The sequence below is a fragment of the Pseudomonas sp. NPDC098740 genome (assembly GCF_044760065.1).
Taxonomy (GTDB): domain Bacteria; phylum Pseudomonadota; class Gammaproteobacteria; order Pseudomonadales; family Pseudomonadaceae; genus Aquipseudomonas; species Aquipseudomonas rossensis.
In genome coordinates, this window is sequence record NZ_JBIWAM010000009.1 from 150,942 (window position 1) to 173,489 (window position 22,548).

A 22,548-nucleotide genomic window follows, 5' to 3' on the forward strand; every position below is an offset into this window, starting at 1 on the left:
CAAAAGCCCCACCCGACGGGGTGAGGCTGTTTTGAAACACTGTTTTGAAACGTAGACGGCTTACAAGAAAACGAACTTCGCAATGAAGATCGCGCAGAGCACCCACAGACTGATGGAAATTTCCTTGTGCTTACCAGTACAGGCTTTCATTACCACGTAAGTGATAAAGCCCAGCGCAATACCGTCGGCGACCGAGAAGGTCAGGGGCATCATGATCGCGGTGACGATCGCCGGAATGCTGTCGGTCGCTTCGTCCCATTCGATGTGAGCCATGCCGCCCATCATCAGCATCGCCACATAAATCAGTGCACCGGCGGTTGCATACGCGGGAATCATGCCAGCCAGTGGTGCAAAAAACATGGCGGCAATAAATAGCACACCTACGGTCACGGCAGTAAGACCAGTCCGACCACCCGCGGCTACGCCAGCGGCACTTTCCACGTAACTGGTAACCGGCGGAACACCGACCACCGCACCGAACACGCTGGATGCACTGTCGGCTTTGAGGGCGCGGGAAAGGTTTTCGATCTTGCCGTCAGCGTTCACCAAACCAGCGCGCTGAGCGACGCCCATCAAGGTGCCGGCGGTGTCGAACATGTGCACGAAAAGGAAGGCCAGCACCACGCTGATCATGCTGATGTTGAACACGCCGGCGACATCCATGGCCATCCAGGTCGGAGCCAGGCTCGGCGGGGCCGACATGATCCCTCCGTAATTCACCAGGCCCAGGCCCCAACCGGCCAGGGTCACAGTGATGATGCTGATGAGGATCGCACCGAACACTTTGTGGTAACTGAGCACGGCGATCATTAGGAAGCAGATGGCTGCCAGCAGTGGGCCAGGTTCGCGCAGGGAGCCGAGCTTGATCAGGGTAGCCGGGCTGTCGACCACGATGCCCGCGGTTTTCAAGCCGATCAGCCCCAAAAACAGGCCCACACCGGCGCCCATGGCAAAGCGCAAGCTCACCGGGATGCTATTGAGCAGCCATTCGCGGATCCGGGAAAAAGTCAGGAACATGAACAACACACCGGAAACAAACACCGCGCCAAGGGCGGTTTCCCAGTTGTAGCCCATGGTGCCGACCACGGTGTAAGTGAAGAAGGCGTTGAGGCCCATGCCCGGCGCCAGGCCGACCGGCCAGTTGGCGTAAAGGCCCATCAACAGGCAACCCAGCGCGGCAGCGATGCAGGTGGCGACAAACGCGGCGCCGTGATCGATGCCGGCGTCAGCCATGATGTTCGGGTTGACGAAGATGATGTAAGCCATCGTGATGAAGGTTGTCAGACCGGCAATCAACTCGGTCTTCACCGTGGTGCCATGCAAGCTGAGTTTGAAGAGGCGTTCCAGCCAGCCATTGCGTAATGGCGGCGAGAGGTCCAGCGTCGGGGCTTCGGATTTGCGGCTTTCCACAGCGAGTACTCCTCAAGAGTTTTATTTTTATTTCCAGGGCCGGACCCATGAGGGTGGCAGCGGCCCTTTGAGGCACTTGCGAATTTGTTGACCGCTTGGTCAGGAACTCGCACGAAGTGGATTATGCTTTTGTATACAAATAAAGCAAATAATGTTTTTGATTTTGTAGACGAAAAGTTTGTTGATCGGGATATATCGGCTATAGACGATCAGTCTGCGAGGACTTGGGTTTTTCCTAAAGCCAGATTCACCGCCAGCCACCCATTCACCGCCGTCTCCCCAGCCTCGGCAAACACCCGCTCCAGCAATTTCACCTGCTCACGCCGCAACGACTGCTCAAACCGAGCACCATCGTCGGTCAGCTCCAGCAACCGCTTACGCTTGTCGGTCTCGGACGCGACACTGTTTACCAGATGCACCTCCACCAACTGACGCAGCGGAATGTTCAGCGCCTGCTTCGTCACCCCGAGCAATGCCAGCAGTTCCTTGACACTCAAGTTCGGGTAGCGCGCGATGAAAAACACAATGCGTTGATGCACCCGGCTCAAGCCACGACGCTCGAGCATTTCGTCGGCTTTCGCGGTGAACGCCTGATAACCGAAGAAAAACGCTTCCATCGCCTGTTGCTGAGTCGCGGGGTTTTTAAGGTCAAGCATATTGACGTATCCGTTCGGTCTGTCGTAATTTCGGTCAACCAGTTTGACTCATTTTATTCAGGCCTCGCTACCGGTGACCCCATGGCATTTTCCGAACGTATCTCGCGCCTTAAAAGTTCTTTGATCCGTGAAATCCTCGCCGCCGCCCAGCGCCCGGAAGTGATGTCGTTCGCTGGCGGCTTGCCGGCCGAAGCCATGCTGCCGAAAGTCGAGTGGGCCGGCATGCCGCTGTCGACGGGCCAATACGGCATGAGCGAAGGTGAGCCTGCGCTGCGTGAAGCGCTGGCAGCAGAGTCACGGGCGTTGGGCGTACCCTGCGAGGCGAGTCAGGTGTTGGTGGTCAGCGGGTCCCAGCAAACCCTCGATCTGGCGGCCAAGCTGTACATCGACAAAGGCACCGAGATTTTGCTCGAAGCGCCGACTTATCTGGCGGCGTTGCAGATTTTTCAGCTGTTCGGCGCCGACTGCATCACTGTCCCGCTGGAGGCTGATGGCCCGAACCTGGCGCAACTTCGAACTCGACTGGAGAAACACAAACCCGCCTTCATCTACCTGATCCCGACTTTTCAGAATCCTTCGGCCGTGCGCTACAGCGAAGCCAAGCGCGATTCCGTGGCAGCCTTGCTGGATGAGTTCGGCGTGACCTTGATCGAAGACGAGCCTTACCGCGAGCTGACTTTCGACGGTGGCAGCGCCACACCGATTGTCAGCCGCTTGAAAAAGGCCAGCTGGATCTACACCGGCACCGTGTCGAAAACCCTGTTGCCCGGGCTGCGAGTCGGCTATCTGATCGCCAGTCCGGATCTCTTTCCGCACTTGCTGAAACTCAAGCAATCGGCCGACCTGCACACCAATCGCGTGGGCCAGTGGCAAGCGCTGCAGTGGATCGGCACCGACAAATTCCAGCATCACTTGAGCGAGCTGCGGGACTTTTACCGGGTTCGTCGGGACGCGTTCCAGTCAGCCCTGGAAACGCATTTTGGGGATGTGGCGGACTGGAACGTGCCGCAGGGCGGGCTGTTTTTCTGGCTGACTCTCAAGCAGCCGCTGGACACGCGTACGTTGCTCAAGGCCGCACTGGCAGCGGATGTGGCGTTTATGCCGGGCGAGCCGTTCTTCCCCGAACCGGACAACAATCCTGGGTATTTGCGCCTGAACTTCAGCCACATCGACGCGGCACGGCTGGACGAAGGGCTCAAACGGCTGGCAGCGGTGGTGCGTCAGGCCCAGGCGGCAAAAGCCGCCTGAGGGCAGAAACAAATAAACCGGCTCTAGGGCTAATGCCGATCAGTTAAGGAACGACACAATCCGTAGCAGCTGGCGAAGCCTGCGTTCGTCTGCGCAGCAGTCGTAAAACCTGGGTTTGCGGTTTTCCTGAAACACCGCATCGTCTGATTTCACGACTGCTGCGCAGCCGAACGCAGCCTTCGGCAGCTGCTACAAGGAAGTGCGTTGCAGCTGAAATTGCTTAACTGATCGGCATTAGGCTCTAGGGCCGGTTTATTTTGGTCTGGATTTTGTGGCGCCTGGGCCGGCCTCTTCGCGAGCAAGCTCGCTCCCACAGGGGATCAGTGTTGATCACATATCTCCGTCACCCCACATACCACTGTGGGAGCGAGCTTGCTCGCGATGAGGCCATCAGCCCCAGCACAAAACCATCAGGCAGCAGCGAAACGCTTGTCCAGATAATCGATGATCACCTTGGACTCGTACATCCAGGTCGTCTGGCCATTCTCTTCGATGCGCAGGCACGGCACCTTGATCTTGCCGCCCTGTTCCAGCAGGGCCTGGCGATCCTGTTCGTTGTTCTTCGCATCGCGCAACGCCACCGGCACGTTCAAACGGCGCAGGGTACGTCGGGTTTTCACGCAGAACGGGCAGGCGTGGAACTGATACAGGGTCAGGTCCTTGGCGGCTGTTTCGACCTGAGCCTGAGCGGCGGCAGGGCGCTGCTTTTTGCCTGGGCGGGTAATGAAGTCGATGAAGATGATCAGTTGGCCAAGGCCGACACGAAGCGCTTTAACGAACACGGTATAAGCCTCACAGGGGCAAACAGAAGGCGCGCAGCTTACCTGATTTTTCACAGACGAAAAAAAACCGGCGATGAATGCCGGTTTTCTTATGCTGCGAGTTACTTGATCAGGCTGAGAAACTCGCTGCGGGTTGCCGCGTTTTCGCGGAACTCACCCAGCATCACCGAAGTGATCATCGACGAATTCTGTTTCTCCACACCGCGCATCATCATGCACATGTGCTTGGCCTCGATCACCACCGCAACGCCAAGAGCGCCGGTGACTTGCTGGACCGCATCGGCGATCTGGCGGCTGAGATTTTCCTGGATTTGCAGGCGGCGGGCGTACATATCGACGATCCGCGCGACTTTCGACAGGCCCAAAACCTTGCCGCTCGGGATGTAGGCGACGTGAGCCTTGCCGATAAACGGCAGCAGGTGGTGTTCGCACAACGAGTAGAGCTCGATGTCCTTCACCAGCACCATTTCGCTGTTGTCGGAGCTGAACAAGGCACCGTTGGTGACCTCTTCCAGTGTCTGTTCATAACCGCGGCAGAGGTACTGCATGGCTTTTGCGGCACGTTTTGGCGTGTCGAGCAGGCCCTCGCGGGAGATGTCCTCGCCCAATTGGCCGAGAATCGCGGTGTAATTCTGTTCCAGTGTCACAGAGGCTGATTCCATACGGGTTTCAGAGGGGTACTGTTTCTGTCTGTACCAATTGTGTACCAATCAAGCTCTTTTCAAGCGTCCCGAGCTCACACCAGTCAGTGCTGGCGTTGATCCATCGGGCGTAGGTCAATAGCACTATCTGAACGCTATGACCGAGCTGAGTGGCAATAAACGCAGGGTTCATCCCCGACATGGGGCACATGGTAGCGTATGTGTGCCGGCAGTTGTATTGCCGGCGGGCGCGAAGCCCCAAATCGGTCATTTCGGGTTTGCGCATCCCGCTACACCCTGTCGCCAAGGTGCAGCAGTGATGCTTTCCTGAAGCCCGTATTGCTCATCAGGCCGAGCAGGTCGTATCAGGCGTGAGTGATAGACAGATCGCTGATGACGCAGACAGAACCGTCTAGCGGGTCGGTGGTGTCGGAGTAATCGATCTGGTTGTACACGCCGCCGTGAAAGGCGAGTGTTTTCGTGTCCCAGGTGTTGTCGAGGCGCATGATCGCGGAAGTGGATTTGACGCCGTTACAACTAGCCGATACAGAGACGGCGCCGCTCGAATTGGCGTGAATGTTGATCTTGAAAAGTGCACCGAGCGGCACGTTCTCCAACACGGTCGAATTAACCGGATCGTCTTGGAGGTAACTCGTTCGGAACCCCATGGTGATTTTTCCTTTGTTCCAGAACACCTTTACCGGAGGTCGTTCTGAACCTTTCACATGAATCTGGCCGATCACGACTTTCTGCAGCGAGTTGACCTTCGTCAGTCGCATTTCCTGTCGGTTCCAGTGGTCCGCTGCGCTGGAGAACAACCAGTAACCTGGTTCTTTCCACTCGCAGCGAGTTCGTTTCGTGCTCTTGCTCGAGGCTCCAAGTGTCGGCGCCGTCATCTGCAGCGAACCATCGTCAAGCATTGAGATGACGTCGGGGCATTCGATCAGTGCGCGCCAGCCGATGAGCTCAAGCGCAATCGGGTTGGTGTCGGAGATTGGAAGCGGGGTAGCGATGGTGAAGTTGCTGATGTCTACAGTCATGGTTTTTGCCTCAGTCCATTGATATCGCTTTTTGCTCTGGTGAGCCTTGCGTTTGATGCAGGCCTGCATCCCACTGCCAACTCGGTGAATGGGCAGAAGTGATGCTTGGCAGCTTCCGCTCGATTTGCCGTTGGCTTGAATACAAATATGGGTTTTCCTATATTTTGTGTCAATGGGTATTCCCATATTTTATTCCGTGCCTATATTTCAGTACGAAAAAAGCCCGCGCTTGGCGGGCTTCTCTTGGATGGGCGTCGATTTGCCGTATTGCACGTCATGGCACTGGACACTCCCGAATCACCGCAACTCAGTTCACCGCGAATACATCGCCCACCAAAAGACATGACCCAGGATCGCAATCTGCTGCTCCTGAATCTCGGCGAACGTGTAGTCCTCGTCCGGATGCTCGTCACGGTTGAAACTGCGTAGGCGGATCCCACTGGGCAGTCGGTAGACCTGTTTCACGCGGAGCTGGCCGTTGTGGTTGATCGCGTACATGTCGCCGTCGACGATGTCGCCCAGCGAGTTCTTTCCGACGTTCATGCCAACGGTAGCGCCGTCGCGCAGTACCGGGAGCATGCTGTTTCCGCTCACCACGACGCACTTGGCGTTGTTGAACTGCACGTTGTTGTGACGCAGGTCTTTCTTGAAGAAACGCAGCCTGGCGCTGTTGTTTTCTGCGATCACGAAACGGCCTGAACCGGCCGCCAGCTCAACTTCACGCAGGAAGGGGACATAAACCTCGTCGTCATCCAGGGGCGTGCTGTCGTCCCAAGGCTGGATGTCTGACATTGAAACGCTTGGAGGGATGCGATTCAACGGAACAGCCTCGGACACCCCTTTAAGCATGTCGCCGACACCTTCAGCCAGCCACATCGGTGAAACGCCACACGCTGAAGCGATCTGGGCAGCAAAGGCTGTTGCCTTCGATTTCCCGCGCTCAAGGTCGGAGATAGAGGTTTGCGTCAGGCCGGCGCGCTCGGCAAGCTCGGTCTGATTGAGCTTGGCGTGTTGGCGGGCTGCTTTGAGTCGTTCTTTAAATTCCATCTGCGGAGTATTACGGGAGCTCCCATATCATTGCAAATCGTTATGTCTATAACTTGCTATGGATATTCCCGTATTGGGTGTTATGAGTGCTATTTACAAGGCGACCGCTTTACTCGTCGCGACCTTCCATCATGGTCCGTTTGAGCATCACATAAACCGCTCCGGCCCCGCCGTGTTTCGCTTGGCACGAGGTGAAGCCGAGTACCTGCGAATGTTGACGCAGCCAGGTGTTGACGTGGCTTTTGATCATCGGTCGCTTGCCGTCCAGACGCACAGCCTTGCCGTGGGTGACGCGCACGCAGCGGATTTCGAATTTGGTCGCTTCGGCCAGAAACGCCCAGAGGGTTTCCCGAGCCTTTTCCACGTTCATGCCATGAAGGTCGAGGCTGCCTTCGAACGGGATCTGTCCGATCTTGAGCTTGCGCATCTGGCTTTCCTGAACACCGTCACGCGCCCACATCAGCTCGTCTTCCGGGCCAACATCGATGACGAACTGATCGGACAGCCCGTCAACGGTAGTGGCATCGGTGCGCACAGTGGCGGCCTGACGCAACTTGGCGATTTGCGCGCGGTCAGCTTTGGGTTTACCGGTTTCGGCGCGATCGTGTTTGATCGGCTTGACGCCTTGGATCGCGCTTTTGAACAGGGAAAAATCGTCGTCTTGCATGTCAGCCTCCGCGAAGGGCGGCCAGTTTACCCAACTCGAGGCGAATGGGGCGCGAGAAAACGCGCAACGCTCGGCTCAGTCGTGCTTTTTCATCAAATGCGGGGAGATGTTCAGTTCTTGCGACTGCCGCGAGCGGCGACGGCAGCGACGCCACAGCCACACGCCGAGGTACAGCACGAACAGGCCAATCGCCAGAATCACTGCCGAACCGACCCGGTTGGTATTCAACTCGCCCAGGGCGGGTGCGTGGCCAAGCAGGCTGGCTATGCCTGCCATCGCCAGCAACACACCGCTCATCGACAGCAAGGCAGCAAATGCCGCGCCGATTCGAAAACGCCAGTTGCGTTGGCCTTTGGGCCGCAAGCGGCGAGCGTCAAAACCATCGGATAACTTCATTCCGACCTTCCTCAATGGGTATCGGCCCTTCGACCGGGAGTTGACCGGGATGTTCCTGAGGCTAAGACAATTACAGCAAATGATAGGCTTTTGCGGATGAGCGGCGGCATGGACCGCTCATCGAGCGTCGATCAGATCAGTTCGTGAGTCAGCGCGAGGGTGGCAAAGTTGTCCGCCATGATCGCCATTTCGGTCTGCTGAACGTGGTCTGCGCTCAATACACCGCCCTTGTAAGGCAGGTCGCGAGTCGCGCAGGCGTCTTCCACCAGCGTGCAACGAAAGCCCAGGTTCTTCGCGGCGCGCACCGTGGTGCTGACGCTGGAGTGGCTCATGAAACCGCATACGATCAGGTCCAGCGAACCGAGATTCTGCAGGCGTTCCAGCAGTTCGGTGCCGTGGAACGCACTCGGTAGCAATTTACCGATGATGGTTTCGTCGCCCTGTGGTTCCAGGCCCGGGATGAACTCACCGCGCTCACCTTGTGGATCGAACAGCCCACCGACGGTGCCGAGGTGGCGGACATGGACGATCGGCCGGCCGGCTGCACGGGCAGCGGCCACCAGTTGCTTGATGTTCGCAACGGCAGCATCCATGCCGCTCAAGGCCAACGGACCGCTGAGGTATTCTTTCTGGGCATCGATGATGACAAGGGTCGCATGGCTCAGAACGGCTGCTGCATAACCGCGGCCGCTGAGTTGAAACATCGTTTTTGGAACGGACATTCTGGGGCTCCTTCGGGTGGGGCTTTTGCGACATTGTCCTCTGGCTGAGCGTTTCTGTGAATCGCTACCATCGTAGGCGCCGTCTTTGCTGGCTCGCAGCCTTGTCAATAGGCTCGTTTTGTTCAATAGCCAGTCGAAAAAATAGAATAGTCCTACATTTGCGCCGGTAGTTTTCCCGCGTCGTCGAGACGCGTTTTGGCTGTTAGAATCGCCAGTCGTTTTTTTTGGAGTTTGCCCCGTGATCACTTCCCGACTTCGTACCCTGCGTGACCATATCCGTTGGGCCGTCAGCCGCTTCCATGGGGAGGATCTGTTTTTCGGCCATGGGACCGACAACGCCTGGGACGAAGCGCGTCAGTTGGTGTTGGGTGCCTTGCACTTGCCGTGGGAAATCGCCGACAGCTACCTCGACTGCAATCTGGAAGAAGACGAGCTGGTCAAGCTGCAACGCTTGCTCAAGCGCCGTATCGAAGAGCGCATTCCTACCGCCTACCTGTTGGGGGAAGCTTGGTTTTGCGGCATGTCGTTCATTGTCGATGAGCGCGTATTGATCCCGCGTTCGCCGATTGGCGAACTGATCGAAAAGCGTTTCGAGCCGTGGCTGGGCGCCGAGCCTGCGCGGATTCTCGACCTGTGCACCGGTTCCGGCTGCATCGGTATCGCCTGTGCCTACGAGTTCCAGAACGCCGAAGTGGTGCTGGCCGACCTGTCGTTCGAAGCACTGGAAGTGGCGAACCAGAACATCGAGCGCCATGGCGTCGACGAGCGGGTGTACACGGTGCAGGGCGACGGATTTGATGGTTTACCGGGTCAGCGTTTCGACTTGATCGTGTCGAACCCGCCTTACGTCGATGCGGAAGATTTCGCCGACATGCCGGACGAATACCAGCACGAACCGGAGCTGGGCCTGGCCTGCGGTGATGATGGTTTGAACCTGGTGCGTCGCATGCTCGCCGAAGCGGCGGATCACCTGACCGAGAAGGGCTTGCTGATTGTCGAAGTGGGCAACAGCCAGGTTCACGTTGAGGCGCTGTACCCCGAAGTCGACTTCGCCTGGCTTGATTTCGAGCGCGGAGGACATGGCGTGTTCATGCTGACGGCGGAACAGTGCCGTGATCATCAGGCGCTGTTCGCTTCCCGCGTCTGACCCTTACAAGCAAAAGATCGCAGCCTGCGGCAGCTCCAGAGTTATGTGTACACCTGTGTAGGAGCTGCCGCAGGCTGCGATCTTTTTGGGTTCGACACCGATTACCGGTGCGTGGCAATCCAGATCAACAACCCCGCCTGAAACACCGCAAACGCCACCAGGCAGCTAATGGTAAAGCGCAGCCCGGCGTCTTCGCGCTTGTACTTACTGACCTTTTCTTCGTGCTTCTTGAGTTTGACTTCCTGCTCGGCCAGATTTTGCTCGGCTTGCTGGAGCATCTGCGCCGCCTCAAGAATTTCCACGACCTGCAATTTTTCCGTACTCCAGTCACCCAACAGGTCGCCGACCTGCACTTCTTTGACGCTGCCCTTCAAATGCTGGGCGTCGGCGTAGATCACATCGAAACCATGCATCCGCAAAAAGTGATCGCGGCGCAGACGAGTGTCTTCGTTCAGCGCATCCTTGTTGTTCAGGTCTGTGCCGTCGACGGTGTAGCCGGGCCATCTCTTTTTCGCCCAGGTAATGCCCTGAGCGGCCATGAATCGGCCGATGCCACGGTTCATCGGTTCGATCTGCAAACCGCTGTCAGGCCCGAAATGCACGCGCTTGGTGGCGTGATCGACCCACACGTCCAGATGATTCTGTTCCTTGCGCACGCGCTGGCCGGGCAGCGAAATGCTCATGCGCATCAGGCTGTGTTCCTTGTTGTTGCGTTCGGCGTAACCGAACTCAACAAAGCGCAGCGGCCGTCCACCGGTGTTGCGGTCGGTTTGCAATGGCGCCAGACGGAGCATCTTGTGGTGCTCGGCGTGGACATCCGCCCATGGCAGCTCGACCACTGGTGGTGCGTCTTTTTCAGCAGTGGTGTCGGGTGAAGTCTGGGTATCAGTCATAACGGCGAGATCCTGTCCAAGCTCTGCTTGCCGCCAGTCATAGCGCTGGCGACAAAGGCTTATCGGCCGTTTTTTTCAGGACTGGAGGGCAAACAGCCCTTAACGGGCGCGAAGTCCGTCAATAAACCCGAGGATTCGCGTGCCGAGTTCGGCCGCCAGTGGCAATTGCGGATCTTTGTAAGAGGCCAATTGCCGTTTTACATCGTTGGGCACAATGCGCATCACGTGGTTCATGCCTTCGATCAGCGCCAGCTCGGCGTCCGGTTTGGCGGCCTTCAACAGCCTGGCGTCACCGACACCGACCTGGATGTCGTTGCTGCCCTGGATGATCAGCGCCGGCATCTTCAACTTGGCGAACGCCGCCGCCGGGTCCTGGCGGAACAATGAAATCAGATACGGCTGCACGCTCGGGCGGAAAATCACCTGCAACTGCGGCGGCACGTTGTCGTCGGTGCGGCCGGCCTTGAGGCTGTCGAGCAGTTCATTGCTGCGCAGCATCAGCGGTGGCGGCAGGCGATTGCTCAATTGCTGGCGCAGCACCTGATCGATCGGCCGGGCGCTGCCGGACATGGAGATGACCGCGGCGGCGTCCAGGCTCGGCGCCGCGAGGCTGGCGATCAAGGCGCCTTCGCTGTGGCCCAGCAGGATCAGTTGGCCAAAGCGCGGGTCGGTTTTGAGCTTCTGGCCCCAGGCCTCGGCGTCGGCCACATAGGCTTCCACCGACAGATTGCGTTCATCCGGGGTCGCCGCAAGGCTCGCCGCCACGCCGCGTTTGTCATAACGCACGCTGGCGATGTTGTGTTTGGCCAGTACCCAAGCGAGACGCTTGAGGCTGTCGTTGCGTCCGCCGTCAGGGTTGTTTCCGTCACGATCCGTAGGACCGGAGCCGGAAATGATCAGGACAACCGGCACAGGTTTGTCGGATTTTGGCAGGAGTAACGAGCCGAAAAGCTCGCCGGTGCCGGTGTCCAACGTGATCGGGCGTTGCAGGACAGTGGCCTGTACAAAGCCGGTAAACAGGGTAAGGCTCAAGGCTATAACTCGCAGCATCATCACGCCATCATGAACAAGATGCCGGTTGGACTCGCAGGCACCCATAAGGTTCGAGGATGAACTAGTTGGGTAGCCTGCGTATACTGGCGCGCATTACGTATTTGGTTCGAATTCACGGAGCGTCCTGCATGTCCGGCAATACCTACGGCAAGCTGTTCACTGTCACCACCGCGGGCGAAAGCCATGGCCCGGCGTTGGTCGCCATTGTCGACGGCTGCCCGCCGGGCCTGGAGATCTCTCTGGAGGATCTGCAGCGTGACCTGGACCGCCGCAAACCCGGCACCAGCCGCCACACCACCCAGCGCCAGGAAGCCGACGAAGTCGAAATCCTCTCCGGCGTGTTCGAAGGACGCACCACCGGTTGCTCCATCGGTCTGTTGATCCGCAACACCGACCAGAAGTCCAAGGATTACTCGGCGATCAAGGATCTGTTCCGCCCGGCCCACGCCGACTACACCTATCACCATAAGTACGGCGAGCGCGATTACCGCGGCGGCGGTCGCAGCTCGGCCCGTGAAACGGCCATGCGCGTGGCCGCCGGTGCGATTGCGAAAAAATACCTGGCCACTCAGGGCATCGTCATTCGTGGCTACATGAGCCAGCTCGGCCCGATCGAAATTCCGTTCAAGACCTGGGATTCGGTGGAAGAGAACGCCTTCTTCAGCCCTGATCCGGACAAGGTCCCGGAATTGGAAGCCTATATGGACCAGTTGCGCCGTGATCAGGATTCGGTCGGTGCGAAGATCACCGTGGTCGCTGAAGGCGTGATGCCGGGCCTTGGCGAGCCGATCTTCGACCGTCTCGATGCCGAACTCGCTCATGCGCTGATGAGCATCAACGCGGTCAAAGGCGTGGAAATCGGCGCCGGTTTCGCCAGCGTTGCCCAACGCGGCACCGAGCACCGCGATGAAATGACCCCGCAAGGTTTCCTCAGCAACAACGCGGGCGGCATTTTGGGTGGCATTTCGTCGGGTCAGCCGATCGTCGCGCACCTGGCACTCAAGCCAACCTCGAGCATCACCACGCCGGGCCGTTCCATCGACATCCATGGCAACCCGGTGGAAGTCGTCACCAAGGGTCGTCATGACCCGTGCGTCGGCATCCGCGCCACACCGATCGCCGAAGCGATGATGGCCATCGTGCTGATGGATCACCTGCTGCGTCACCGTGGGCAGAACCTGGACGTGCGCGTGAGCACGCCGGTGCTGGGTCAGCTTTAATGGCTGACCTCACAGCCGCTGCGGTCTGACGACTGTGGCGGCGCTCCCGTACTGGCGGCTCTCCAGTTTCTATTTGTTCTATTTCGCCTTGCTCGGTTCGACAGCGCCGTTTCTGGCGCTGTACTTCGATCACCTGGGCTTTTCCAGCGCACGGATCGGCGAGCTGGTGGCGATCCCGATGCTGATGCGCTGCGTGGCGCCGAACATCTGGGGCTGGCTCGGTGATTACACCGGCCGACGCCTGGCCATCGTGCGCTTCGGTGCGGTCTGCACGCTACTGACGTTTTCGCTGATCTTCGTCAGCAAGACCTACGCCTGGCTGGCGATGGTCATGGCCTTGCACGCGTTTTTCTGGCACGCGGTGTTGCCGCAGTTCGAAGTCATCACGTTGGCGCACTTGCAGGGCCAGACTAACCGTTACAGTCAGATCCGCCTGTGGGGTTCCATCGGTTTTATCATCACCGTGGTCGCGCTTGGCCGGTTGTTCGAATGGTTGAGTCTGGATATCTATCCGGTGGCGCTGGTGCTGATCATGGCCGGGATCGTGGTCAGCAGTTTGTGGGTGCCGAACGCCCAACCGGCTCAGGGCAATCGAATAGCGGGAGATGGGTTTCTCAAGCAATTGCGCAATCCTGGCGTATTGGCGTTTTACGGTTGCGTGGCGCTGATGCAGATGAGCCACGGCCCTTATTACACCTTTCTGACCTTGCATCTGGAACGGCTCGGGTACAGCCGTGGGCTGATCGGCGTGCTCTGGGCGGTCGGCGTGGTCGCCGAAGTCTTGATGTTTCTGGCCATGAGCAAGATCCTCGCGCGCTTCTCCGTGCGTCGGGTGTTGCTGGCGAGTTTTCTGCTGGCGGCGTTGCGTTGGTTGTTGCTCGGTTCGTTCGCTGAGTTCCTTTGGGTGCTGTTGTTTGCCCAGGTACTGCACGCGGCGACATTCGGCAGCTTTCACGCGGCTGCCATCCAGTTCGTGCAACGTAGCTTCGGCGCGCGTCAGCAAGGGCAGGGCCAGGCGTTGTACGCCGCACTGGCCGGCACCGGCGGCGCACTGGGCGCGTTGTATTCCGGCTACAGCTGGAATGCCCTCGGCCCTGCATTGACCTTTAGTATTGCCAGTCTCGCAGCCCTGGCGGCTGCCGGTATCATTGCCACACGTATGCAAGAGGACAGGCCATGAGCCTCACCCGTGAGCACCTCGCCCAGGAAATCATCGATGCCGGGCGTTTTCTGTATGGCCGCGGCTGGTCGCCGGCCACCAGCAGCAACTACTCGACGCGCCTGTCGCCGACTGAAGCGCTGCTGACGGTGTCCGGCAAGCATAAAGGCCAACTCGGCCTCGACGATGTGCTGGCCACCGATCTGTCCGGCAATAGCCTGGAACCGGGCAAAAAACCGTCCGCCGAAACCCTGCTGCACACCCAGCTCTATAGCTGGCGCCCGGAGATCGGCGCGGTGCTGCACACGCATTCGGTGAACGCCACGGTGCTGTCGCGCCTGACGCCGCAAGACTTCATCGAGTTCGAAGACTATGAACTGCAAAAAGCCTTTAGCGGTGTGTCGACCCACGAATCCCGGGTACGTGTGCCGATTTTCGATAACGACCAGGACATTGCGCGCCTCGCCGCCAAGGTGCAGCCTTGGCTCCAGGCCCATCCCGATTGCGTCGGCTACCTGATCCGCGGCCACGGTCTTTACACCTGGGGCGCGCGCATGAGCGATGCACTGCGGCAGATCGAGGCCTTTGAATTTTTGTTCGAGTGCGAGTTGAAGACGCGCTCGGTTTTAAACCGTCAAGCATGAACCGCAAAGCATGAACCGTTAAGGAGTTGCCCTGATGAGCAGCCTGTCCGTTTACCACGTCTCAAGCCCTGATTTGCCTAACAAGGTGCTGACGCATTTCGAAGACATCGCCTCGACCCTGGCCGAACAAGGTGTGCGCTTCGACCGCTGGCAAGCCACGGCGAAAATCCAGCCCGGCGCCAGTCAGGAAGAAGTGATCGCCGCGTATCAGGAGCAAATCGACCAACTGATGACCGAACGCGGTTACATCACCGTCGACGTCATCAGCCTGACCAGCGATCACCCGCAAAAATCCGAATTGCGCGCCAAGTTTCTCGACGAACATCGCCATGGCGAAGACGAAGTACGATTTTTCGTCGCTGGCCGTGGGCTGTTTACCCTGCACGTCGACGATTACGTCTATGCCGTGCTGTGTGAGAAAAACGACCTGATCTCGGTGCCGGCCGGCACGCCGCATTGGTTCGACATGGGCGAGCATCCGCATTTCGTCGCGATCCGTCTGTTCAACAACCCTGAAGGCTGGGTGGCCAATTTCACCGGAGAAGACATCGCCAGCCGCTTCCCGCGTCTTGAGGACTGAGGCGATGCCGATCAAAGCGATTCTCACCGACATCGAAGGCACCACCAGTGCGGTGAGTTTTGTGTTCGACGTGCTGTTTCCCTACGCCGCCAAACACTTGCCGGATTTTGTTCTCCAGCACGCCGCGCGTGCGGATGTTGCCGAGCAACTGGCCGCCGTTCGCCGGGATACCAACGAGCCGAACGCCGACATCGAGCGGGTGATCGACATTCTTCTGAACTGGATCGCCGAAGACCGCAAAGCCACGCCGCTGAAAGCGTTGCAAGGCATGGTCTGGGGGCAGGGCTATCAGGCCGGAGAGTTGAAAGGCCACATTTATCCGGACGCCGTTGACGCGCTCAAACGCTGGCATCAGCACGGCTTCAAACTGTTTGTTTATTCGTCCGGTTCGATTCAGGCGCAAAAGCTGATCTTTGGCTGCTCGGAAGCGGGGGATCTGTCACCACTGTTCAGTGGCTATTTCGACACCACCTCGGGGCCCAAGCGTGATGCGCAGTCCTACGAGCGCATTACCCAGACTATTGGCCTGGACGCTTCGCAGATCTTGTTTCTGTCCGACATCGTCGAGGAACTGGACGCGGCGCGCACGGCGGGAATGGCGACGTGCGGGCTGGCCCGAGAGGGCGGGGAGCTGGCGGGGCATGTGACCGTCGACAGTTTTGCGCGGATCGATCCTTCGACGTTTTAAGGCATATAGCACATACCTGTGGGAGCGAGCTTGCTCGCGATAGCGGTCTGTCAGTCAACACAAGTGTTGAATGTTCAGCCGCCATCGCGAGCAAGCTCGCTCCCACAGTGTTTTAGGATTTACACCGAGTGATACGTCGGCAGGGCAAACCGCTGCTGGCTTTGCAGCATGGAAATCTGCGGCAGTTCGCTGGCTTGTTCGGCGATGTCACGGCGAATGGCACTGATCACCCAGGACAGCTGATCGCCAGCATGCAATTGCTGGTACGAAATCGAGCGTTTGAAGACTTTGCCGTCGGTGCTGCTCAAGGTCAGCAGAATGCCGCCGTCCGGACGTGGCTGGGTGGTCACTTCGAAGTTGGAGAACAGGGACGAAAATTTTTCTTGGATCAGGCTCATGTCTATCAGCTCCGTTAGCTCTTGAATGGCAAGCATGCAGAGGTAGTTGCAGTGATTGTGCCAGCACCTGATTTTTAAAAAATCCTTATATATCAATAAGTTGTGTTTTCAGTGCTTTTGCACTTTCGTGCAATCTGCATGAATGGCCATCGTGCATCCTGCATTTTGCGTGGTCGACATCGATTCGATGGAACCAATTGCCCGGCGCAAGCTCACGATTTCGAATGCCGCAGACGTGGATACAAATCATTTCAAAAACCGCGTGTACAGCTCAGGAACCGCTGACGTATTTTCGGCCTCAATTAACGCCGCCCGAACAATAAAAAGATCGACCGGGAGCAACCATGAGCCGCACGCCGAACGACACGATTACCTGGGGCATGATGCTCCGCAAGCTGCCTTCCATTGCCAAAGCCATTCCTCGCGTGGTGAAAGGTATGAAAGCCGCCAACATCAAGGACCCGACCCAACCGTGCGGCCTGGGCTGGAGCTTCGAGCAAGCGACGTTGCGCAATCCCGATGGCCCGGCATTGCTGCAGGGCGAGGTGGCGCTGACGTATGCTCAGGTCAATCAATGGGCCAATCGCATTGCCCATCATCTGATTGCCCAAGGCATCCGCAAGGGCGATGTGGTGGCGGTATTTATCGAGAATCGCCCGGAACTGCTGGTGACGATTCTGGCGGTGGCCAAGGTTGGCGCGATCAGTGCCTTGCTCAATACTTCGCAGACCCGCGATACCCTGGCTCACAGCCTGAACCTGGTGGCACCCGCGGCGATCATTGTCGGAGAAGAACTGGTACCGGCGTTTTCGGCGGTTCGGGAACGGGTATCGATCGACGCGGCGCGCACCTGGTTCGTCGCTGATCGAGACACCTTCAGCCATCCGGGCATTGCGCCCGACGGGTTCATCAACCTGATGACGGCCAGTGCCGGCAGCTCCAGCGACAACCCCGCCAGCAGTCAGCAGGTTTTTTTCGACGACCCTTGTTTGTACATCTACACCTCGGGCACCACCGGCTTGCCCAAGGCCGGGGTGTTCAAGCACGGCCGCTGGATGCGCAGCTCCGCGAGCTTCGGGCTGATCGCCTTGGATATGCGCCCGGAGGATGTCGTCTATTGCACCTTGCCGCTCTATCACGCTACCGGGCTGTGCGTGTGCTGGGGCTCGGCGATCAGTGGCGCCTCGGGCTTTGCCATTCGCCGCAAGTTCAGCGCCAGTCAATTCTGGAACGATGTGCGCAAGTACCGCGCGACTACCCTCGGTTACGTCGGCGAATTGTGCCGCTACCTGGTGGATCAACCGCCGAGCGTCGACGACAGCAAGCACCGCGTGACGAAGATGATCGGCAATGGTCTGCGCCCCGGCGCGTGGGGCGAGTTCAAGACACGTTTTGCGGTGAATCACATCTGCGAGCTTTACGCCGCCAGCGACGGCAACATCGGCTTCACCAACATCCTCAATTTTGATAACACCGTCGGTTTTTCCCTGATGTCATGGGAGTTGGCGGCGTACGACCACGACAGCGGTGCGCCGATTCGGGATGCCAAGGGCTTCATGCGCAAGGTTGCCAAAGGCGAGCAGGGGCTGTTGCTGGCGAAGATCGACGACAAGGCACCGCTCGACGGCTACACCGATCCGCAGAAGACCGAAAAGGTTGTGCTGCACGACGTGTTCGAGAAGGGCGACCGTTACTTCAATACCGGTGACCTGCTGCGCAACATCGGTTTTGGCCACGCTCAGTTTGTTGACCGTTTGGGTGACACCTATCGCTGGAAGGGCGAAAACGTCTCGACCACCGAGGTCGAGAACATCCTTCTGCAACACCCGAATATTTCCGAAGCCGTGGCCTACGGCGTGGAAATCCGCAACACCAACGGGCGTGCCGGGATGGCGGCGATTACGCCAGCCGAGTCCCTGGCGACTCTGGATTTCAGTGAGCTGCTGGCCTTCGCCCGTGAGCAAATGCCGGCCTATGCGGTGCCTTTGTTCTTGCGAGTGAAGGTGAAAATGGAGACCACCGGCACGTTCAAATACCAGAAGACCCGCCTCAGGGACGAAGCCTTCGACCCCGGCAAAACCGGCGATGATCCGATCTACGCCTGGCTGCCGGGGACCCAGACTTACGTGCAGGTCACTCCGCAGTTGCTGGCGGATATTCACGGCGGCGCTTTTCGTTATTGAATGCAGCGCTATTGAATGTGCCTATGGCCTTCCATGAGAAAAAAGAAGTGACAGCCTCGGGGCTGCTCGGGAAACTGTCGGCTTTGCAAATAACAGAACGTGGAGTGCCCAATGTCAGACCAAAGCCGCCAGATGACCCCCGAAGAAGCCGCTGAATTTGCCGAACAGGTATTCAACAAAGCGCGCGAGGGCGATGCGGCCATGATGGCTGCGCTGTTGACCAAGGGCCTGCCGCCGAACCTGCGTAACCACAAGGGCGACACCTTGCTGATGCTGGCTGCGTACCACGGCCATGTGGAGACGGTAAAAGTCCTGCTCGAACACAAGGCCGACCCGGAAATCCGCAACGACAACGGCCAGAGCCCGATTGCCGGCGCGGCGTTCAAGGGTGATCTGGCGGTGGTCAAGGCACTGGTTGAAGGCGGCGCGCAAGTGGAGGGCTCGTCCTTCGACGGTCGCACTGCGCTGATGATGGCGGCGATGTTCAATCGCGTCGAAATCGTCGACTACCTGATCAGCAAGGGCGCCGACCCGAAAGCCAAGGACGCCAATGGCGTCTCTGCGCTGGATGCCGCCAAGACCATGGGCGCGGTGGACACCACGGCGCAGTTGCAGAAACTGCTCGGCTGATCTCCGCCGTGTAGCAGCTGTCGAGCTTGCGAGGCTGCGTTCGGCTGCGCAGCAGTCGTGAAATCAGACGATGCGGTGTTTCAGGGAGACTGCACATACACGTTTTACGACTGCTGCGCAGCCGAACGCAGCCTCGCAAGCTCGACAGCTGCTACACACGGCGTCAGTACACCCACACCTCAACCCGCCGATTCTTGATTCGCCCCTCATCCGCGCTATTGGCCGCCACTGGCATCTCAGCGCCAAAACCACGAATCTCGCGAACTACCACGCCGCTTTTCACCAGTTCCCGCCGCACCGCCATGGCGCGTAGTTTCGACAGCAGATCGGCCCGCGCCGGATCACTTTTGGCGTCGCCAAACCCCACCAGCGCCACCTGGCGATTGGTTTTCTCGTGCTGCTTTATATAGTCGAGTACCCGCCACAGGTCCTGCCGGGCCTTGTTGTCCAGCGTCGCACTGCCTTCTTCGAAACGGAAATTCACCGTCAGTCGTTGGGCGTGACGGCTGAGCGCCTGATAACCCTCGGGCATCAGCGCGTTCGGTGTGACGGTCATGGCCTGGATGGTCTGGGCGATAAAGCCATTGGCTGCGACAATCGCCTGACCCTTGCTGCTTTGGGCGAACGCCACCAGTGCTTCGGCCCAAGGATTTTTCCCGTTGGGCGGCAGGTAAAAGAACAGCCGGCGCGACAACGGATAGTCTTCCGTAGCAATCAAGCTATTGAGCGGCAACATGGCTTGGGATTGGCCATCGGCAATCGCCACGGCTTTGGCTTGACGCACGTAAGGCAAGCCGATGAAGCCAATACCTTGCGGGTCGAGGCTGACCGCATCGGACAATTGTTCGCTGGATTCGAAACGTTTCGCAGCGTTGCTCAGCGTTTTCCCACGACGGCTGAGGATCAGTTCCTTGAACGTGTCGTAGGTGCCCGATTGGTCATCCCGCGCATAGAGATGAATCGTCCCACCGCTGCCGCCGAGTTCTTCCCAGGTTTTTGCCTCGCCGCTGAAGATTCGCGCCAGTTGTTCGGTGTTCAGTTCACTCAACGGATTTTGCGGATGGAGAATGATCGCCAGGCCATCGATGGCGATGACTTGCTCAGCGCCGGCGCTTTTAAAGTCGCCCAAGCGTGCAAGGTCTGCCCGTTCGCTGTCCTTGATCGGGCGCGAGGAGGCGGCGAGGTCGGCGGTGGCGGTTTTCAGGGCGGTGAAACCGGTGCTGGAACCGTGGGCCGCGATGTCCACCGCGACCCGGCGGCCCTGAACGGTTTCGCCGATGACGCGCAGTTCGTTGGCTTTGTCCGGAGCCTCGCTGTGAACCTTGAGCAGGCCCTGTTCGCTCATCAACCCTTCAACCAGCGCCGGGCCCAATGCCGCGCCAATGGTGTTGGAACCCTGGATGCGCAGCACCGGGCCAGCCTCGGGCGTCGGCAAAGCGCCAGCCGACGCCGTCAGCGGCAGGCAGGCGCACAGCATCAACAGGAACAACACGCGCAGCGTCATGCCGGCACCTTATAAGCCAAAGGAAGTGCCGGGAGAATAAGTCAGTAAGGTTTCTGAAAGATGACAGATCAAAAGATCGCAGCGTTCCGCAGCTCCTACAGGGGGTACGCCGACCCATTGTAGGAGCTGCGCAACGCTGCGATCTTTTGCTTTTAGCTCAGTTCAAGCCAGATCGGCGCGTGATCCGACGGCTTTTCCATCCCGCGCAATTCGTAATCCACACCCGCATCCTTCACGCGTGGCAACAACCCGTGGGACGCCATGATCAAGTCAATCCGCAGCCCACGCTTGGGCTCATCCTCAAAACCGCGGCTACGGTAGTCGAACCAGCTGAAACGGTCGGCCACCTCCGGGTTCAAGTGACGGAAGCTGTCCACCAGGCCCCAGTTCTTCAAACGGGCCATCCACTCGCGTTCTTCCGGCAGGAAGCTGCATTTGCCGGTTTTCAGCCAGCGTTTCATGTTGTCCGGGCCTATACCGATGTCGCAGTCTTCCGGGGAGATGTTCACGTCGCCCATCACCACCACCGGCTGATCGTTGCTGAACTGGCTTTCCAGCAGTTGCTGCAGATCGCTGTAAAAGCGTTCCTTGGCCGGGAACTTGGTCGGGTGATCGCGGCTTTCGCCCTGTGGGAAATAGCCGTTCATGATGGTCACCGGCACGCCATTGGCGTCGGTGAACGTGCCCCAGATGAAGCGGCGCTGAGCGTCTTCTTCATCGCTGGAGAAACCTTTGTGCAACGCGACAGGTTCCTGACGCGAGAGCAGGGCGACGCCGTAGTGACCTTTTTGACCGTGGAAATACACGTGATAGCCCAGCGCCTGAACCTCGGCCAGCGGGAATTGGTCGTCGTGAACCTTGGTTTCCTGCAGTCCGATCACATCTGGCTGATGCTTTTCGATCAGCGCCGACAGCTGATGGGGGCGAGCGCGCAGCCCGTTGATGTTGAAGGAGACGATCTTCATGGTCGGCAGTCCTGGCAAAAGGGCGATGCTAGCTGACATGTAGGAAGGGGGCCAGTCCAGTCGATGAAGATCCAGCCTTGGTCTATACCTGTGGGGGAACTGTATTACCACCCAAAGGCTCGTACCAATAAGAGCGCCGCCATTTTGAGCTGCGCCCGGGGAGATCTACCGTTATGCCCGAAACCTCGACCGTCATCGCCGATATTCACATGCTCGACAACGGCTATTCCCGCGAAGCACGTTCGCTGTTGTACCAGGCTTACCGGCATGAGCCGACGTTCGGTTACCTGTTCGAAGCGGAGCGTCCCGGTTATGAACAGCGGGTCCGCGCCACCGTGCGCGAGTTGGTCAAACAACACTTTCTTCAGGACTTGCCGGCCATCGGCCTGCTGGTCAACGACCGGTTGATCGGCATCGCGTTGATCGCGCCGCCGCAACGTCGCCTGGGCATCACCGAAAGTTGGGCCTGGCGTTTGCGCATGGTGCTCAGCACCGGGTTTCGCTGCACCCGTCGCTATCTCGAGTATCACGATGCCGTGATGGCTTGCGTGCCGTCCGATTCGGTGCACCTGCTGCCGTTGCTGGGGGTTCATCCGCAATTCCAGGGCCAACACTTTGGCGAACAATTGCTGCAAGCGGTGCACAACTGGTGCGCGGTGGATGAACACTCCGAGGGCGTGATCCTCGATACCGGGAATCCTCGTTATCTGGAGTTCTATAAGCGTCAGGGCTATGAGGAAATTGGTGAGGTCGCCGTAGGACCGATTCGCGAGCACGTATTTTTCCACGCCAATCCGCAGGTGTTACAAACAGCAACGGCATAAAGGTAGAACTTTCACCGCACGCCAGGCTCCATCACGCTCCCAAGCTCGTGA

General features: G+C 58.6%; 24 protein-coding genes and 1 pseudogene. 10 read left to right on the forward strand and 15 right to left on the reverse strand.

Annotated elements, in window-relative coordinates:
- Positions 1-60 precede the first annotated feature (60 nt).
- Positions 61-1,410 (reverse strand): NCS2 family permease, encoded by a 1,350-nt coding sequence (locus ACIQU2_RS14025; RefSeq protein WP_403141619.1) that lies wholly within the window; start codon positions 1,408-1,410, stop codon positions 61-63.
- Between the two features lie 209 nt (positions 1,411-1,619).
- Complete coding sequence (locus ACIQU2_RS14030) at positions 1,620-2,066, reverse strand: MarR family transcriptional regulator (RefSeq protein ID WP_347803369.1); 447 nt, start codon at positions 2,064-2,066, stop codon at positions 1,620-1,622.
- A gap of 81 nt (positions 2,067-2,147) precedes the next feature.
- Here ACIQU2_RS14030 and ACIQU2_RS14035 point away from each other — a divergent pair, with 81 nt between their 5' ends.
- On the forward strand, positions 2,148-3,314 hold the full coding sequence (locus ACIQU2_RS14035; RefSeq protein WP_403141623.1) for a PLP-dependent aminotransferase family protein: 1,167 nt from the start codon (positions 2,148-2,150) through the stop codon (positions 3,312-3,314).
- A 410-nt stretch (positions 3,315-3,724) separates the two neighbouring features.
- Here ACIQU2_RS14035 and ACIQU2_RS14040 read toward each other — a convergent pair whose 3' ends face one another.
- From ACIQU2_RS14040 to ACIQU2_RS14075, 8 genes and pseudogenes are all read right to left on the reverse strand, one after another.
- On the reverse strand, positions 3,725-4,096 hold the full coding sequence (locus ACIQU2_RS14040) for a glutathione S-transferase N-terminal domain-containing protein (protein WP_129436949.1): 372 nt from the start codon (positions 4,094-4,096) through the stop codon (positions 3,725-3,727).
- A 101-nt stretch (positions 4,097-4,197) separates the two neighbouring features.
- Entirely contained in the window at positions 4,198-4,743 is a 546-nt protein-coding gene (folE, locus tag ACIQU2_RS14045) for a GTP cyclohydrolase I FolE (RefSeq protein ID WP_347803389.1), read from the reverse strand.
- A 22-nt stretch (positions 4,744-4,765) separates the two neighbouring features.
- A pseudogene (locus ACIQU2_RS14050) lies at positions 4,766-5,008 on the reverse strand (site-specific integrase); the annotation flags it as partial.
- Positions 5,009-5,102: 94 nt separating this feature from the next.
- Positions 5,103-5,777 (reverse strand): polysaccharide lyase family 7 protein, encoded by a 675-nt coding sequence (locus tag ACIQU2_RS14055; protein WP_347803371.1) that lies wholly within the window; start codon positions 5,775-5,777, stop codon positions 5,103-5,105.
- Positions 5,778-6,089: 312 nt separating this feature from the next.
- Complete coding sequence (locus ACIQU2_RS14060; RefSeq protein WP_347803372.1) at positions 6,090-6,824, reverse strand: helix-turn-helix transcriptional regulator; 735 nt, start codon at positions 6,822-6,824, stop codon at positions 6,090-6,092.
- Between the two features lie 109 nt (positions 6,825-6,933).
- Positions 6,934-7,491, reverse strand: coding sequence for a Smr/MutS family protein (locus ACIQU2_RS14065; RefSeq protein ID WP_056740389.1), 558 nt, complete (start codon positions 7,489-7,491; stop codon positions 6,934-6,936).
- Between the two features lie 75 nt (positions 7,492-7,566).
- Positions 7,567-7,887, reverse strand: a complete 321-nt coding sequence (locus ACIQU2_RS14070) for a hypothetical protein (RefSeq protein WP_056740391.1) — start codon at positions 7,885-7,887, stop codon at positions 7,567-7,569.
- A gap of 131 nt (positions 7,888-8,018) precedes the next feature.
- Positions 8,019-8,609: a cysteine hydrolase family protein gene (locus tag ACIQU2_RS14075; RefSeq protein ID WP_008146122.1), complete on the reverse strand. Its 591-nt coding sequence runs from the start codon at positions 8,607-8,609 to the stop codon at positions 8,019-8,021.
- Positions 8,610-8,847: 238 nt separating this feature from the next.
- Here ACIQU2_RS14075 and prmB point away from each other — a divergent pair, with 238 nt between their 5' ends.
- Entirely contained in the window at positions 8,848-9,756 is a 909-nt protein-coding gene (gene prmB / locus ACIQU2_RS14080) for a 50S ribosomal protein L3 N(5)-glutamine methyltransferase (protein WP_403141630.1), read from the forward strand.
- 101 nt (positions 9,757-9,857) lie between these two features.
- Here the strand turns inward: prmB and ACIQU2_RS14085 are convergent, their stop codons facing one another.
- Positions 9,858-10,649 carry a hypothetical protein gene (locus ACIQU2_RS14085; RefSeq protein ID WP_403141632.1) on the reverse strand — a complete coding sequence of 264 codons (792 nt, stop codon included), beginning with the start codon at positions 10,647-10,649 and terminating at the stop codon, positions 9,858-9,860.
- Between the two features lie 99 nt (positions 10,650-10,748).
- The gene (locus tag ACIQU2_RS14090) at positions 10,749-11,747 is read right to left on the reverse strand and encodes an alpha/beta hydrolase (protein ID WP_403141634.1); all 999 of its coding nucleotides are present in this window, start codon (positions 11,745-11,747) and stop codon (positions 10,749-10,751) included.
- A gap of 83 nt (positions 11,748-11,830) precedes the next feature.
- Here ACIQU2_RS14090 and aroC point away from each other — a divergent pair, with 83 nt between their 5' ends.
- The 5 genes from aroC to mtnC are packed head-to-tail and all read left to right on the forward strand — an operon-like array spanning position 11,831 to position 15,993.
- Complete coding sequence (aroC, locus tag ACIQU2_RS14095) at positions 11,831-12,922, forward strand: chorismate synthase (RefSeq protein ID WP_008146116.1); 1,092 nt, start codon at positions 11,831-11,833, stop codon at positions 12,920-12,922.
- 34 nt (positions 12,923-12,956) lie between these two features.
- Entirely contained in the window at positions 12,957-14,102 is a 1,146-nt protein-coding gene (locus ACIQU2_RS14100) for an MFS transporter (RefSeq protein WP_403141639.1), read from the forward strand.
- Complete coding sequence (locus ACIQU2_RS14105) at positions 14,099-14,725, forward strand: methylthioribulose 1-phosphate dehydratase (RefSeq protein WP_403141641.1); 627 nt, start codon at positions 14,099-14,101, stop codon at positions 14,723-14,725. The genes ACIQU2_RS14100 and ACIQU2_RS14105 overlap by 4 nt, the downstream gene beginning before the upstream one ends.
- 34 nt (positions 14,726-14,759) lie before the next feature.
- Positions 14,760-15,305 carry a 1,2-dihydroxy-3-keto-5-methylthiopentene dioxygenase gene (locus tag ACIQU2_RS14110; RefSeq protein WP_403141644.1) on the forward strand — a complete coding sequence of 182 codons (546 nt, stop codon included), beginning with the start codon at positions 14,760-14,762 and terminating at the stop codon, positions 15,303-15,305.
- Positions 15,306-15,309: 4 nt separating this feature from the next.
- Positions 15,310-15,993 carry an acireductone synthase gene (gene mtnC, locus ACIQU2_RS14115; RefSeq protein ID WP_403141647.1) on the forward strand — a complete coding sequence of 228 codons (684 nt, stop codon included), beginning with the start codon at positions 15,310-15,312 and terminating at the stop codon, positions 15,991-15,993.
- A 119-nt stretch (positions 15,994-16,112) separates the two neighbouring features.
- On the opposite strand, the gene ACIQU2_RS14120 is transcribed toward mtnC, so the two are convergent.
- Positions 16,113-16,391 (reverse strand): DUF3509 domain-containing protein, encoded by a 279-nt coding sequence (locus tag ACIQU2_RS14120; protein WP_347803381.1) that lies wholly within the window; start codon positions 16,389-16,391, stop codon positions 16,113-16,115.
- A 344-nt stretch (positions 16,392-16,735) separates the two neighbouring features.
- On the opposite strand from ACIQU2_RS14120, the gene ACIQU2_RS14125 reads away from it, so the two are divergent.
- Together ACIQU2_RS14125 and ACIQU2_RS14130 are read left to right on the forward strand one after the other, a co-directional pair.
- Positions 16,736-18,574 carry a long-chain-acyl-CoA synthetase gene (locus ACIQU2_RS14125; RefSeq protein ID WP_403141652.1) on the forward strand — a complete coding sequence of 613 codons (1,839 nt, stop codon included), beginning with the start codon at positions 16,736-16,738 and terminating at the stop codon, positions 18,572-18,574.
- Between the two features lie 111 nt (positions 18,575-18,685).
- A complete protein-coding gene (locus tag ACIQU2_RS14130) occupies positions 18,686-19,204 on the forward strand; it encodes an ankyrin repeat domain-containing protein (RefSeq protein WP_123366263.1) in 519 nt (172 codons plus the stop codon).
- Between the two features lie 163 nt (positions 19,205-19,367).
- Here the strand turns inward: ACIQU2_RS14130 and ACIQU2_RS14135 are convergent, their stop codons facing one another.
- Together ACIQU2_RS14135 and xthA are read right to left on the reverse strand one after the other, a co-directional pair.
- Positions 19,368-20,708 carry a phosphate ABC transporter substrate-binding/OmpA family protein gene (locus tag ACIQU2_RS14135; protein WP_347803384.1) on the reverse strand — a complete coding sequence of 447 codons (1,341 nt, stop codon included), beginning with the start codon at positions 20,706-20,708 and terminating at the stop codon, positions 19,368-19,370.
- Positions 20,709-20,860: 152 nt separating this feature from the next.
- On the reverse strand, positions 20,861-21,673 hold the full coding sequence (xthA, locus tag ACIQU2_RS14140) for an exodeoxyribonuclease III (protein WP_347803385.1): 813 nt from the start codon (positions 21,671-21,673) through the stop codon (positions 20,861-20,863).
- A gap of 173 nt (positions 21,674-21,846) precedes the next feature.
- Here xthA and ACIQU2_RS14145 point away from each other — a divergent pair, with 173 nt between their 5' ends.
- Positions 21,847-22,497 (forward strand): N-acetyltransferase, encoded by a 651-nt coding sequence (locus ACIQU2_RS14145; RefSeq protein WP_223432571.1) that lies wholly within the window; start codon positions 21,847-21,849, stop codon positions 22,495-22,497.
- Positions 22,498-22,548: the final 51 nt, after the last annotated feature.